This window comes from Brenneria uluponensis (assembly GCF_032395385.1).
Taxonomy (GTDB): domain Bacteria; phylum Pseudomonadota; class Gammaproteobacteria; order Enterobacterales; family Enterobacteriaceae; genus Prodigiosinella; species Prodigiosinella aquatilis.
Genome location: NZ_CP135917.1, coordinates 2,902,783 through 2,916,992 on the forward strand (window position 1 = coordinate 2,902,783; position 14,210 = coordinate 2,916,992).

14 protein-coding genes and 1 other annotated feature are annotated in these 14,210 nt (G+C 50.7%); of the genes, 9 read left to right on the forward strand and 5 right to left on the reverse strand.

The window, feature by feature from the left end; translation table 11 throughout:
- Nucleotides 1-76: 76 nt before the first annotated feature.
- Complete coding sequence (locus RS889_RS13610) at nucleotides 77-730, reverse strand: hypothetical protein (protein WP_315707668.1); 654 nt, start codon at nucleotides 728-730, stop codon at nucleotides 77-79.
- Nucleotides 731-1,088: 358 nt separating this feature from the next.
- Nucleotides 1,089-1,913, reverse strand: coding sequence for an NAD-dependent epimerase/dehydratase family protein (locus RS889_RS13615; protein ID WP_315707669.1), 825 nt, complete (start codon nucleotides 1,911-1,913; stop codon nucleotides 1,089-1,091).
- Nucleotides 1,914-2,105: 192 nt separating this feature from the next.
- Nucleotides 2,106-2,226: a sequence feature (His leader region), on the forward strand.
- A gap of 67 nt (nucleotides 2,227-2,293) precedes the next feature.
- Here RS889_RS13615 and hisG point away from each other — a divergent pair.
- Genes hisG through hisIE form a run of 8 tightly spaced genes read left to right on the forward strand, consistent with a single transcriptional unit; the run spans nucleotide 2,294 to nucleotide 9,359 of the window.
- The gene (hisG, locus tag RS889_RS13620; protein WP_021015611.1) at nucleotides 2,294-3,193 is read left to right on the forward strand and encodes an ATP phosphoribosyltransferase; all 900 of its coding nucleotides are present in this window, start codon (nucleotides 2,294-2,296) and stop codon (nucleotides 3,191-3,193) included.
- Between the two features lie 5 nt (nucleotides 3,194-3,198).
- Nucleotides 3,199-4,509, forward strand: coding sequence for a histidinol dehydrogenase (gene hisD / locus RS889_RS13625; protein ID WP_315707670.1), 1,311 nt, complete (start codon nucleotides 3,199-3,201; stop codon nucleotides 4,507-4,509).
- Nucleotides 4,506-5,576, forward strand: coding sequence for a histidinol-phosphate transaminase (gene hisC / locus RS889_RS13630; RefSeq protein WP_315707672.1), 1,071 nt, complete (start codon nucleotides 4,506-4,508; stop codon nucleotides 5,574-5,576). The genes hisD and hisC overlap by 4 nt, the downstream gene beginning before the upstream one ends.
- 15 nt (nucleotides 5,577-5,591) lie before the next feature.
- Nucleotides 5,592-6,659: a bifunctional histidinol-phosphatase/imidazoleglycerol-phosphate dehydratase HisB gene (hisB, locus tag RS889_RS13635; RefSeq protein ID WP_315707673.1), complete on the forward strand. Its 1,068-nt coding sequence runs from the start codon at nucleotides 5,592-5,594 to the stop codon at nucleotides 6,657-6,659.
- The gene (hisH, locus tag RS889_RS13640) at nucleotides 6,659-7,249 is read left to right on the forward strand and encodes an imidazole glycerol phosphate synthase subunit HisH (protein ID WP_315707674.1); all 591 of its coding nucleotides are present in this window, start codon (nucleotides 6,659-6,661) and stop codon (nucleotides 7,247-7,249) included. Before hisB ends, hisH begins: the two co-directional genes overlap by 1 nt.
- A 6-nt stretch (nucleotides 7,250-7,255) precedes the next feature.
- The gene (gene hisA, locus RS889_RS13645) at nucleotides 7,256-7,993 is read left to right on the forward strand and encodes a 1-(5-phosphoribosyl)-5-[(5-phosphoribosylamino)methylideneamino]imidazole-4-carboxamide isomerase (RefSeq protein ID WP_315707675.1); all 738 of its coding nucleotides are present in this window, start codon (nucleotides 7,256-7,258) and stop codon (nucleotides 7,991-7,993) included.
- The gene (gene hisF / locus RS889_RS13650; RefSeq protein ID WP_315707676.1) at nucleotides 7,975-8,751 is read left to right on the forward strand and encodes an imidazole glycerol phosphate synthase subunit HisF; all 777 of its coding nucleotides are present in this window, start codon (nucleotides 7,975-7,977) and stop codon (nucleotides 8,749-8,751) included. Before hisA ends, hisF begins: the two co-directional genes overlap by 19 nt.
- Nucleotides 8,745-9,359 carry a bifunctional phosphoribosyl-AMP cyclohydrolase/phosphoribosyl-ATP diphosphatase HisIE gene (gene hisIE, locus RS889_RS13655; protein ID WP_021015604.1) on the forward strand — a complete coding sequence of 205 codons (615 nt, stop codon included), beginning with the start codon at nucleotides 8,745-8,747 and terminating at the stop codon, nucleotides 9,357-9,359. The genes hisF and hisIE overlap by 7 nt, the downstream gene beginning before the upstream one ends.
- 109 nt (nucleotides 9,360-9,468) lie before the next feature.
- Here hisIE and RS889_RS13660 read toward each other — a convergent pair whose 3' ends face one another.
- Nucleotides 9,469-11,373, reverse strand: coding sequence for an amidohydrolase (locus RS889_RS13660; protein ID WP_315707677.1), 1,905 nt, complete (start codon nucleotides 11,371-11,373; stop codon nucleotides 9,469-9,471).
- A gap of 368 nt (nucleotides 11,374-11,741) precedes the next feature.
- Between RS889_RS13660 and RS889_RS13665 the strand changes: the two genes are divergently transcribed.
- Nucleotides 11,742-11,831: a SymE family type I addiction module toxin gene (locus RS889_RS13665; protein WP_425475153.1), complete on the forward strand. Its 90-nt coding sequence runs from the start codon at nucleotides 11,742-11,744 to the stop codon at nucleotides 11,829-11,831.
- Nucleotides 11,832-12,053: 222 nt separating this feature from the next.
- On the opposite strand, the gene ihfB is transcribed toward RS889_RS13665, so the two are convergent.
- Together ihfB and rpsA are read right to left on the reverse strand one after the other, a co-directional pair.
- Entirely contained in the window at nucleotides 12,054-12,338 is a 285-nt protein-coding gene (ihfB, locus tag RS889_RS13670; RefSeq protein ID WP_021015603.1) for an integration host factor subunit beta, read from the reverse strand.
- An 87-nt stretch (nucleotides 12,339-12,425) separates the two neighbouring features.
- The gene (gene rpsA / locus RS889_RS13675; protein ID WP_037381511.1) at nucleotides 12,426-14,108 is read right to left on the reverse strand and encodes a 30S ribosomal protein S1; all 1,683 of its coding nucleotides are present in this window, start codon (nucleotides 14,106-14,108) and stop codon (nucleotides 12,426-12,428) included.
- Nucleotides 14,109-14,210: the final 102 nt, after the last annotated feature.

Sequence of the window (14,210 nt, forward strand, 5' to 3'; positions counted from 1 at the left end):
TCGGAACCCTGCGTGGTAAAACCTGAACCCACGCAGGAAATAACGTCATCAAGCGTCATTTAACGCTGACTTTTCCTTACGCTTTCTTAGGCAGTAATACATACGCGATAATGGGTTCTATCTTTTGCGGTGCCTGTAACCAGCCATTGAATACGTTACCAATCCCTTTCGTTTTATAGGTCGCATCGCAACTTGCCGAGGTCCCCGTTATCCCCAGACCGTATGTACCGCCACCTTCCGCTTTAATTTGACAGTGGTGTTTAGTCGTGAAGTCATCGTATAACCAACCAGGCTCAATGGTACTGAACAGAATCATTACACCAGGATCTTTAATCGTCAGATAGCTCGCGGAATAATCATATTTCGGCGCAATACCGCAGAAACTTTCCTGGGAAACACAGGGTATTATTTTATATCCATTGGTATCAAATTGCTTATATTCGGCAATTCCCATACCTCGATACCAATACATTGAATCTGCGGCATCGCTATTACTTATCTCCGCTTTAGGATTAGTCAAAATAATTTTATTTGGTGTATCGGTTGTAAGCTGTAATGTTCCATTTTTATACATGGTCATGACACGGGTATTATCCAGACCATTACTCGCGATCACACTCACTATGGCAGGATCGGGTGCCGCCTGCGCACTACAAGCTAAAGATACGTAGAGTGTCATCGCGCTGAAAAGGCTTATTATGCCTCCCAGTATTTTTTCTCGTCTCAACATAAATTATTCCTTATCAGAAAGTAAATATGCTTAATATCAATAAAACCTGATAAAGCACAGCTCATTTATTCTGCTGACTCCGATAATAAAAATAGACCACGACACTTTACAGTGCAAAAAATAAATACGCTGAGTAATTCATATTTCTGAAGAGAGATTCAATTAAATATTATTCAATCTGGATTATTATGGTTGATATTATTTATACAAAATAGATTTTATGCTGAAGCAAAGCGGCGAGAAAATGAACCCGGAAGTGAAAATGATTCTACTCAAAAAGCCCCGAAAAGCCAAAACGCCTATCCGGGCCTGAAATTAAAGGGGAAAGGTCATCCCACCAGATCTTCCGTGGAATACCTTACCCCATCGGCATGGTCATCGGATCCGGGTGTTGATATTCAAACCCCAGCTCGCTACAGATTTTATGCCCGTCCACCAACCGCGCCAGTGCCGGATCACCCGGCAGAAATTGCGGCGGGTCCAGGTGCATGTTACGCGCCTGCGCCGGATAAAAATCCTGTTTGGCTGGATGTTCCGGTGCGCAAAGGTTGTAAAGATGACCACCCTGTGGCAGTTGTAATAACAGCAGGATCGCCGCTATCACATCTTCCTGATGGACCAGATTGACGCCGTGCGACCCATTCGGCAGATTACGCCGCCCAGCCAGAAAACGCCCTGGATGGCGATCCGCCCCCACCAATCCCGCCAGACGCAGAATATCCACCGACGTATTGGGCAACGCGTGCAGCCACTGCTCCAGTTCTACCAGCGCTTTCCCGGCCATGGTCTCTGGCTGTAGTGGACTGTTTTCTTTTACCCGGCCATAGGTTCGACCATAAACCGATGTCGAACTGGTAAACAGAATCCGCGGCACGCCATAGGCCAGCGCACTATCGACCAGTTGTTGCACCGCCTGCATGTAACTCTCTCCATTCTGTGCGGTACGGCTGGGCGGCAAGGTGATAATCAATGCGTCAGTCTGTAACAATACCGGTAAATCTCCAGCGCTACACTCCAGTTCCGGCGTCAGTTGCAAACGATAGCAGTCAATACCACTCAGCTGTGCCGCGGCCACACCATCATCCGTCGTTTTACTCCCGACAACGTGATACCCGCGACCAAGCAGCGCTAATGCCAGCGGCATTCCCAGCCAGCCAAGCCCAATAATCGATACTTTTTTCATCGTTCCTCTCCTGACCTACACCGACGCTTCACACCCACTATCCACGCCCTTTCAGTTATAGCAATATCAATTGACTACATCAGGTAAAAAAGTGTTGCATCACCACCGCAACATGGTTTAGGTTAGCTGACAAGCGACACAAACACTATTGCCAGAAAAGAGAAAATTCATGTTACGTATTCTGATTAACCACCATCATCACCATCATCCTGACTAGTCTTTCAGGCGATTGGTGCTGGAAGACACGCAGATCTTCCAGTGGTGCAGAACGTAAAGAGAGCCCTCGGAAGATCACTTCCGAGGGTTTTTTTTTATGGCCCGAACTTTTTAGAAGTCTATTTGAAAATAGACATTATCAGACAGGTTAAATTGAGGTTCACATGCTGGATAAAACACGTTTGCGCATTGCTATGCAGAAATCAGGCCGCCTGAGCGACGATTCCCGAGAACTGCTGGCCCGTTGCGGGATTAAAATCAATTTGCAACAACAACGACTTATCGCCTTTGCGGAAAATATGCCGATTGATATTCTGCGCGTGCGTGATGACGATATACCCGGTCTGGTGATGGATGGTGTTGTGGATTTAGGCATCATCGGGGAAAACGTGCTGGAAGAAGAGCTACTTAACCGACGTGCCCAGGGTGAAGATCCGCGCTATTTTACCCTGCGACGTCTTGATTTCGGCGGCTGCCGTCTGTCACTGGCCATGCCGCTGGATGAAACCTATTCCGGCCCGCAATGTTTGCAAAACAAACGTATCGCTACCTCCTATCCGCACCTGCTTAAAAAATACCTCGATGAACAAGGTATTGATTTCAAATCATGCCTGCTGAATGGCTCAGTGGAAGTGGCGCCGCGCGCCGGGTTGGCCGATGCCATCTGCGATCTGGTTTCCACCGGTGCCACACTGGAAGCCAACGGCCTGCGTGAAGTAGAAGTGATCTACCGCTCTAAAGCTGCGCTCATTCAGCGTGATGGCGAGATGCCCGCCGACAAGCAGCAACTCATCGATAGACTGTTGACTCGCATGCAGGGCGTGATTCAGGCGCGTGAATCCAAATACATCATGCTGCACGCGCCCAGCGATCGGCTGGAAGATATCGTGGCCCTGTTACCCGGTGCCGAACGGCCGACCATCCTGCCACTGGCGGGCGACAAGAACCGCGTCGCCATGCATATGGTGAGCAGCGAAACCCTGTTCTGGGAAACCATGGAAAACCTGAAAATGCTCGGTGCCAGCTCCATTCTGGTGCTGCCAATTGAGAAGATGATGGAGTAACCGCGATGGCGAACAGCTTCAACACTATTATTGACTGGCAGTCCTGTTCGAAGGACGAACAACAGCAGTTGCTGACGCGTCCGGCAATCTCCGCCTCCGAACGTATTACATCCATCGTCAGTGAGATTCTGGACCGGGTCAACGCTGAAGGTGACACCGCGCTACGTGACTACAGCGCGCGTTTTGACAATGTACAGGTGAGCGATCTGCGCGTCAGCCAGGCCGATATCGATGCCGCGGCGGATCGTCTGGATGATGACATCAAACAGGCGATGGCGACGGCGGTGCACAACATTGAAACCTTCCACAATGCGCAGCAACTGCCGCCGGTTGATGTGGAAACCCAGCCTGGCGTCCGCTGCCAGCAAATCACCCGGCCGATTGCCAGTGTCGGGTTATATATTCCAGGCGGCTCGGCACCGTTGCTTTCCACCGTATTAATGCTGGCGACACCCGCACGTATCGCGGGTTGCCAACGGGTGATTCTGTGCTCACCGCCACCCATCGCCGATGAAATTCTTTACGCCGCAAAATTGTGTGGCGTGCAGGAAGTATTTCAGGTCGGTGGCGCACAGGCGGTGGCGGCAATGGCCTTCGGCACTGACAGTATCCCGAAAGTAAACAAGATTTTTGGCCCTGGCAATGCCTATGTCACCGAAGCCAAGCGTCAGATCAGCCAACGGCTGGATGGCGCGGCGATTGATATGCCCGCCGGCCCGTCAGAAGTGCTGGTGATTGCCGACAGTGGCGCCACCCCGGATTTTGTCGCTTCCGACCTACTGTCACAGGCGGAGCACGGCCCGGACTCCCAGGTTATTCTGCTGACGCCGGATGCGGTAATGGCCCAGGCGGTAACCGATGCGGTAGAACGTCAGCTGGTCTCGCTTTCCCGAGCCGATATCGCCCGCCAGGCGCTGGCCAGCAGCCGGGTGATTATCGCCCGCGATCTACAACAGTGTGTGGAAATCAGCAACCAGTACGGCCCGGAACATTTGATTATCCAGACCCGCAATGCCGCCGATCTGGTGGATAGCATTACCAGCGCCGGTTCAGTATTTTTGGGTGACTGGTCGCCGGAATCCGCCGGTGACTATGCTTCTGGCACCAACCATGTTCTGCCGACTTACGGTTACACCGCCACCTACTCCAGCCTGGGACTGGCGGATTTTCAGAAACGGATGACCGTCCAGCAATTGAGCCCGCAAGGTTTATTACGACTGGCGCCCACCATTGAAATTCTGGCACAGGCGGAACAGCTTACCGCCCACAAAAATGCGGTTACGCTGCGGGTTAATGCCCTCAAGGAGCAAGCATGAGCATTGAAAATCTGGCACGTGACAATGTACGTCGGTTAATGCCCTATCAATCAGCCCGCCGTCTGGGCGGCAACGGTGATGTGTGGCTGAACGCCAACGAATTTCCTCAGGCACCGGAATATCAGCTCACGCTGCAAACGCTGAACCGCTACCCGGAGTGCCAGCCGAAACAGGTGATTGAACGCTATGCCAATTATGCCGGCGTCACGCCGGAACAGGTGCTGGTCAGCCGCGGTGCGGATGAGGGGATCGAACTGCTGATCCGGGCGTTTTGCGAGCCGGGCAAAGACGCCATTCTGTTCTGCCCGCCCACTTATGGCATGTACGCCGTGAGCGCTGAAACCTTCGGCGTGGAACGCCGCACCGCCCAGAGCACTGCTGACTGGCAACTGGATATGGCCTCCATCGAACGACAATTGGGCGGCGTGAAACTGGTTTACGTGTGCAGCCCCAATAACCCGACCGGCAATCTGGTGAAACAGGAAGATCTGCGTCACCTGCTGGATCTGACGCGCGACAAGGCGCTGGTGGTCATTGACGAAGCCTATATTGAATTCTGCCCGCAAATGTCCACCGTTGGCTGGCTGGCGGATTATCCACATCTGGTGATTCTGCGCACGCTGTCAAAAGCCTACGCGCTGGCCGGGCTACGCTGTGGTTTTACGCTGGCTAATCCGGACGTCATCCAACTGCTACTGAAAGTGATTGCACCTTATCCGCTCTCGTTGCCCGTGGCCGACATCGCCGCGCAAGCGCTGAGTGAAGACGGTGTAGCGCGCATGAGGCAGAATGTGGCGCACGTCGTGGAAAACCGCCGTTGGCTGGCCGACGCATTAGCGCCGCTACCCTACGTAGACACGGTGTTCCCCAGTGAAAGTAACTACCTGCTGGTACGCTTCATAACGTCCAGCACGGTGTTTAAAACCTTATGGGATCAGGGCATTATTCTGCGTGACCAGAATAAACAGCCCGGACTGGCGGGTTGCCTGCGGATCACTATCGGCAACCGTTATGAATGCGAGCGTGTCATCAGCGCGCTGCAAGCGTTATCCGCTACCACCGCTTAATCTTGAGGAACCATTGTGGGAGTAAACTATCTTTTTATCGACCGAGACGGCACCCTAATCGCTGAACCTCCCGAGGATTTTCAGGTCGATCGGCTGGATAAGCTGGCCCTGGAACCAGATGTGATTCCGTCGCTGCTGTCATTACAGAAAGCAGGCTTTAAATTGGTGATGATCACCAATCAGGATGGACTGGGTAGCGACAGCTTTCCGCAGGACGCCTTTGATGCGCCACATAACCTGATGATGCAGATTTTCACCTCACAGGGTATCCGCTTTGAGCGGGTATTGATCTGTCCGCATCTGCCAGCGGATAACTGTGACTGTCGCAAACCAAAAACTGCGCTGGTGGATGCCTTCCTGAAAGACAATGTGATGGATAGCGCCAACAGCTACGTGATTGGCGACCGGGAAACCGACATGCAGCTGGCACAGAATATGGGCATTTCCGGTCTGCGCTATCAGCCCGACGGGCTGAACTGGCAAGCGATCACTACTCAACTTACCCGCCGTGACCGTCACGCCCATGTTAACCGAGTAACACGCGAAACCGCCATTGACGTTAACGTTTGGCTGGATCGGGAAGGCGGCAGCAAAATCAATACCGGTATCGGTTTCTTCGACCACATGCTGGACCAGATCGCCACTCACGGCGGTTTCCGTATGCAAATTGAAGTAAAAGGCGATCTTTACATCGACGATCACCATACCGTGGAAGATACGGCACTGGCGCTGGGCGAAGCGTTAAATAAAGCGCTGGGTAACAAGCGCGGCATTGGTCGATTCGGCTTCGTGCTGCCAATGGATGAGTGTCTGGCCCGTTGCGCACTGGATATCTCCGGCCGTCCACACCTGGAATACAAAGCGGAATTCAACTACCAGCGTGTCGGCGACTTGAGTACGGAAATGGTGGAACACTTCTTCCGTTCACTGTCTTACGCCATGGCCTGCACCCTGCACCTTAGAACCAAAGGCCGCAACGACCATCACCGTGTCGAAAGCCTGTTTAAAGTGTTTGGCCGCGCATTGCGTCAGGCAATCCGCGTTGAGGGCGATACACTGCCCAGTTCCAAAGGGGTATTGTGATGAGCGTAGTGATTCTTGATACCGGTTGTGCCAACCTCTCATCCGTTATGTACGCCGTGAAACGGCTGGGTTATAAGCCACAGATCAGCCGCGAGCCGGATGTGGTACTGCGTGCGGACAAGCTGTTCCTGCCGGGCGTCGGCACGGCACAGGCGGCAATGGATCAACTGGCGGAACGTCATCTGATCGACCTGATCAAAGCCTGTACCCAACCGGTACTGGGGATTTGCCTCGGTATGCAGTTATTGGGTTCCCGCAGCGATGAAAGCGGCGGCATACCAATGCTGGGTATTGTTGATACCCCGGTGAAACAGATGGAAGATCGGGGACTGCCATTACCGCATATGGGTTGGAACCAAGTGGCAGCCCAGCGGGGACATCGCCTATTCCGTGACATCCCCGATAACGCCTATTTCTATTTTGTACACAGTTATGCCATGCCGGTGTGCGCCAACACGATCGCGCAGGCACAGTACGGCGACGCCTTTACCGCTGCCGTACAGCGCGATAACTTCTACGGCGTGCAGTTCCATCCAGAGCGATCCGGTGCCGCCGGGGCGCAGCTTCTGAAAAACTTTCTGGAGATGTAAACAGTCATGATTATTCCCGCGTTGGATCTGATTGATGGACAAGTGGTCCGTTTACATCAGGGTGATTATGGACAACAGCGTCAATATGGCAGCAACCCTCTGCCTCGGTTGCAGGATTATCAACAACAAGGTGCACAGGTACTGCATCTGGTGGATTTAACCGGTGCCAAAGATCCGGCCGCCCGTCAGATTTCCTTACTGAAAACATTGCTGGCCGGTGTCACGGTACCGGTACAGGTCGGTGGTGGTATTCGCACTGAGCAGGATGTGGAAGCGTTACTGGCAGCTGGTGCCCGTCGGGTGGTGATTGGCTCTACCGCCGTGAAACAACCGGCACTGGTCCAGCAGTGGTTTACCCGCTACGGTGCCGAAGCGCTGGTACTGGCGCTGGATGTGCGCATTGATGTCAACGGCGTTAAAAACGTCGCCATCAGCGGCTGGCAGGAAAGCGCTGGCGTTACACTGGAACACGCCGTGGAACGTTATCTGCCGTTCGGCCTGAAACACGTGCTGTGTACTGATATCTCTCGCGATGGCACACTACAAGGTTCCAATGTCGACCTCTATCGTGAAGTCAGCCAACGCTATCCGCAGGTGGCGTTTCAGGCTTCTGGCGGTATCGGCTCACTGGACGATATCGCTCACCTGCGTGGCAGCGGTGTGCAAGGCATTATTGTCGGACGTGCGCTTTTGGAAGGTAAATTTACTGTAGCGGAGGCGATTTCATGCTGGCAAAACGGATAATTCCCTGTCTTGATGTCCGTGACGGACAGGTGGTCAAAGGCGTACAGTTCCGCAATCACGAAATCATTGGTGACATCGTACCATTGGCGCAGCGTTATGCGCAGGAAGGTGCAGATGAATTGGTGTTTTATGATATCACCGCCTCGTCTGACGGCCGGGTGGTGGACAAAAGCTGGATATCCCGCGTATCCGAGGTGATTGACATCCCCTTTTGTGTCGCTGGCGGCATCAAAAGCGTGGAAGATGCCGGCCGGATGCTGTCATTCGGCGCGGATAAAATTTCCATCAACTCCCCGGCACTCGCAGACCCGGAACTGATTACCCGGCTGGCAGACCGCTACGGCGTGCAATGTATCGTGGTAGGGATTGATACCTGGCATGACGCCAAAACCGGTTGTTATCATGTTAACCAGTATACGGGTGACGAAACCCGAACCCGTGTGACCCAGTGGGAAACGCTGGACTGGGTAGAAGAAGTACAAAAACGCGGTGCCGGTGAAATTGTCCTCAACATGATGAATCAGGATGGTGTGCGTAACGGCTACGATCTGGAACAACTGAAATTGGTACGCAATATCTGTAAAGTACCGCTGATCGCCTCTGGCGGCGCCGGTACCATGGAACATTTCCTGGAAGCCTTTCAGATCGCCCAGGTCGATGGCGCACTGGCCGCTTCCGTGTTCCACAAGCAAATCATAAATATTGGTGAACTTAAACAATTCCTTAAGCAACAAGGCGTGGAGATTCGGGTGTGTTAAGCGAACAACAACGAAGCCAGCTAGACTGGCAAAAAACTGACGGCATGTTGCCCGCCATTGTACAGCATGCCATTTCTGGTGAAGTGCTGATGCTGGGTTACATGAATCAAGAAGCCCTGCACGTTACCGAAGAAAGCGGCAAAGTGACCTTTTTCTCTCGCACTAAACAGCGCTTGTGGACCAAAGGCGAATCCTCCGGGCACTTTCTGCACGTGGTATCCATCACGCCAGACTGTGATAATGACACGCTGCTGGTGCTGGCTAACCCGATCGGTCCCACCTGTCACTTGGGCAACACGAGCTGTTTCTCCCCGGCATCCAGCGAATGGCAGTTTCTGTATCAGCTGGAACAACTGCTCGCTGAACGGAAAAATGCCGATCCGGCCAGTTCCTACACCGCGCGACTGTACGCCAGCGGTACCAAGCGTATCGCGCAGAAAGTAGGGGAAGAAGGACTGGAAACCGCACTGGCGGCCACCGTTCATGACCGTGAGGAGCTGACCAACGAAGCTGCTGATTTGATGTACCATCTGCTGGTTCTATTACAGGATCAGGATCTGAATCTGGCCACTATCATCAACCGCCTGAAAGAACGACACACGAAATAGTCCGGTCATTCCGCCCATTGATTATTCACAATATCAGTGAACCACTCAGCTACAGGAATCCCTGTAGCTGACAGTAACCTTAGGTTTATTTCATCGACGCGTTATGGGTTTATGACTGATAGACCCGCCGACCGCCTTTCCAGGTTTCCATCACTGGAATATTACGCATATCATACACAGAATTGGTTTCTATTTTGCTTTGGTATGTCAGGGGAGAGTCAGCCAGCAGTACAAAATCCGCACACTTTCCTGCTGCCAAAGACCCAACCCATTGATCAGCATGGCACTGCCAAGCAGCATCATAAGTCATTGCTTTCAAAGCATCAAAACGCGAAATACACTCCTGCTCATTCAGTATCGGCGTGTTCTGATCTGTTGGCGCGCCTTCCATAACCCGAGAAATAGCCTGTTCCATCATACGTAACGGCCCCATCGGGGTGACGCTATTATCACTATGCAGGGTAATTCTCATGCCACGCGCTAATGCTGATTGGCAACGGTCAAGCAGACCGGAACGTTCTGTACCCAGAATCGTTTGCTGGAACACCCAGCCCCAATACCCCACGTGACCAATTAAAAAACTGGGTGAGATCCCCAACGTTTTCATATCGTCCAGATTCTGATCGGAAAGTAACGACGCGTGTTCAATGCGATCACGACGCACATCATAAGTCTGTTGCATCATACCTACGCGCTGAAATGCCAAGATGGTACGCTCTATCGCCTGATCACCATTAGCGTGAATCATCAACGGCCAGTCACGCTTTACCGCGTTGCTAACCAGCGTATCGAACTCTTCCGGATACCCAAAGTTAAACATCCCAATATTATCTGACGCAGAAATGGTGGCATGGTTATATTTTTCATAATTGTTATTGCAACAATAAGGTGAAAACTGATAACCCGTTAATCCCTGATTAGAGCCATCAGAGACTAATTTAATATTGGCTAAATTGAAGTGACTATTTCCCTTGTGAGGATAATATTTCCCATCGATTTTATCCTCAAAATCTTGTGGCTTGAGCACCACCAGAGCGCCACCTATTCTCACCGGACAATCAACGCTCTGCGCTTTTAACTTCAGTAGTAATGGCTGATTAAGTAAAGATTTACCGTCCCACGGCTCAATACCCGCGTCAAATAGATAAGTCACACCGCGTTTGCTGGCAGTATGGAACAGCTCATCAAGCGATTTATTGAGTTGAGAAGGAAAAATTTCATAATTTAAGCTTTTGCCGATAACGGCTGCTACCGGTGTAATTCCCTCAATTTCTTTGAGAATACCATCCTGATCGATAATAACCGTCTTGCCTTGATCTGCATAATATTGCTGTACTTGCGCAATGGCTGTGCTGTTAATATAAGCCAAATGCATGGACGCATTCATTATAAAAACCGGCTTATCCTTACCTATCTCTTTATCCAGAATATCCGCATTAAATGCCTTGTCATCACCAATAAAAAGCGACGGATCCACATTATGACCGATGACCCATTCCCCAGTGTCCGAACTGGCATCCATGACTTTTTTCAACTGAGTGGTGACCCAACGTCGGCTGTATTGATCCTCCGGATTTACCTCTATCTGAGTGCGTAACCTCTGACGTAGAAATGGCCCGACATCCGTCGCAATATCCAAAACCGCGGTAGGGATAATATGTAAATGCGGTTCAATCAAACCAGGGATGAGAGTTTGTGTACCAGACAGGACTCGCTCCCGTGTGTCTTTCGGCATCTGAGCTTTAACCTCGTCGTATGAGCCAGTGGCGACAATCAATCCCGTTTGAATACCAATCGCCTCAACCGACACATTCTGGCCATTTTCCATCGTCAGAATAGTGCCACCCGACGAATCCTCAGCGGTAATAGCCGTACGAACAATCAGCGTTTCTGCACCGATATCAGAGCTATTGGACCCCGAGAGATCGACGGCAACATCAGGAATAAATGACTTCCACAATGGACTACAACAAGAACAGGTAATACCACCAGAATGATTGCATGCGTGAGTCATACGGTTTCCTCTTTTTAGATACTCGATAGATTTCAATATATAGAGAGGCAGCGGCGCAGAGAACACCTAATTACTGACTTAAGTCAGCAGGCGAAACCTGTCGGGAACAGAGTTAAATATTACTCACAGCGGCCCCCAAAGAGGACAAGGCCAGATAGAGTAGCCAGTGCATCAACAACGTGAAATATGACGGATATATACGCCATGATCCAGCAATATCCTTCTAAACTATAGACTTGGCTCAGAATTCTTCAAGGGCTGCGGCATTGTGTAGATAATTTATCAAAAACTCGTTTGCGTTATTATCCCATCGGGGACGGCATGAAGGAGATAACCCGCCGACACAGCTCACCATAAAGGGACGCTGGCTGGGAGACCTCGGATTTAACACCGGCCAGCCGGTGATTATTACCGTGGAGAAGGGCAGATTGGTGATTGAAACGGGGCTTAAGTTTTGACCGGTAAATGTAAAAACCCCACCAGTAAATTCTTGGGTTTTCGTATCATGTGAATTTCTTTGATAGCGTGGGAAAATCCAATGTAGCAGGTCATTGCAGAGGGGAACATCAGCAAAACAAGCCGTCGAAGCGAGATAACTTGAGGATTGGAATTGGGATAAAAAAAATGGCACTCCTAAGAGTGCCATTTTAGCGAAATTGCAGGTAATTTACCGTTATTGATTAACCGTAGATATTGGCGCGATCACGTAATTCTTTGCCCGGTTTAAAGTGCGGAACATATTTACCTTCCAGTTCCACCTTATCTCCAGTTTTCGGATTACGACCAACACGCGGTGCACGGTAGTGAAGCGAAAAACTGCCGAACCCTCGGATCTCAATACGATCACCTTCAGCCAGCGTTGTGGCCATTTGTTCGAGTATCTCTTTCACTGCATCCTCAACCACTTTGGCCGGGATATGAGATTGCTGTCCAGCAAGTCTTTCAATAAGTTCAGACTTGGTCATGATTCCTCCAAGCATGTGGTTAATCACCACCACAATAACTTACTACCGTTTCAGGTTAAGCGGCAAGAGCCACTTAACCCACCGTGATTACTCGCCTTTTGCTGCTTTGAACGCTTCAGCCATCGCGCTGGAGAAATTGCTTTCTTCCTGCTTGCTGCTGCTGCTATTCACAGAAGCGATAGCGTCTTTCTCGTCAGCTTCGTCTTTAGCACGAACAGACAGGCTAACAACGCGGTTTTTACGATCAACACCAGTATATTTCGCTTCAACGCTGTCACCAACGTTCAGAACCAGAGTGGCATCTTCAACGCGATCACGAGAAGCTTCAGAAGCACGCAGATAACCTTCAACGCCGTCAGCTAATTCAACTGTAGCACCTTTGGCGTCAACTGCAGTAACTTTCCCCGTAACAATTGCACCTTTCTTGTTTACAGACAGGTAGTTATTGAACGGATCTTCCGCCAGTTGTTTCACACCCAGGGAGATACGCTCACGTTCTGCGTCAACCTGTAGTACAACAGCTGCGATTTCGTCGCCTTTCTTGTATTCACGAACCGCTTCTTCACCTGCAACATTCCAGGAGATATCAGACAGGTGAACCAGACCATCAATACCGCCATCCAGACCAATGAAGATACCGAAGTCGGTAATAGACTTGATCTTGCCTTCTACACGGTCATTCTTGTTGTGAGTTTCAGCGAACAGCTGCCACGGGTTGGATTTACACTGTTTCAGGCCCAGGGAAATACGACGACGTTCTTCATCGATATCCAGAACCATAACTTCCACAACATCGCCCACGTTAACCACTTTGGACGGATGGATGTTTTTGTTAGTCCAATCCATTTCAGAAACGTGTACCAGACCTTCAACGCCTTCTTCGATTTCCACGAAGCAGCCGTAATCAGTCAAATTGGTCACGCGACCGGTCAGGCGAGTGCTTTCCGGATAACGTTTGGCAATAGCTACCCACGGATCTTCGCCCAGTTGTTTCAGGCCCAGAGACACACGAGTACGTTCGCGGTCGAACTTCAGCACCTTAACGGTGATTTCGTCGCCCACATTGACGATTTCGCTCGGATGTTTAACACGTTTCCAAGCCATATCAGTAATATGCAGCAAGCCATCAACGCCACCCAAGTCAACGAATGCACCGTAGTCAGTGAGGTTCTTGACGATACCTTTGACTTCCATGCCTTCTTGCAGGTTTTCCAGCAGTTGATCGCGTTCCGCGCTGTTTTCAGATTCGATAACGGCACGACGGGAAACAACAACGTTGTTGCGTTTTTGATCCAGCTTGATTACTTTGAACTCAAGCTCTTTGCCTTCCAGATGAAGCGTATCACGTACCGGACGTACATCTACCAGAGAACCCGGCAGGAACGCGCGAATACCGTTCAGCTCGACAGTGAAACCACCTTTCACTTTACCGTTGATAATACCGGTAACCGTAGCTGCTTCTTCGTACGCTTTTTCCAGCACTACCCATGATTCGTGACGTTTCGCTTTCTCACGAGACAGCAGGGTTTCACCGAAACCATCTTCTACTGCGTCCAGAGCTACATCTACTTCATCGCCAACCTGGATTTCCAACTCGCCTTGGGCGTTTTTGAATTGCTCTATCGGAATAGCAGATTCAGATTTCAGACCGGCATCAACCAGTACGATATCTTTATCAATAGCAACAACAACACCGCGCACGATGGAACCAGGACGGGTTTCAATTTCTTTCAGGGATTCTTCAAAGAGTTGAGCAAAAGATTCTGTCATGTTGATAATCTTAGGGTTTTTAAATTTAACGTCCATCTGGCATCCTGCTCAATGGGGTTGTTTAACATACCTCGCTGCAAATCCTTACTGTGAGGTTGATAT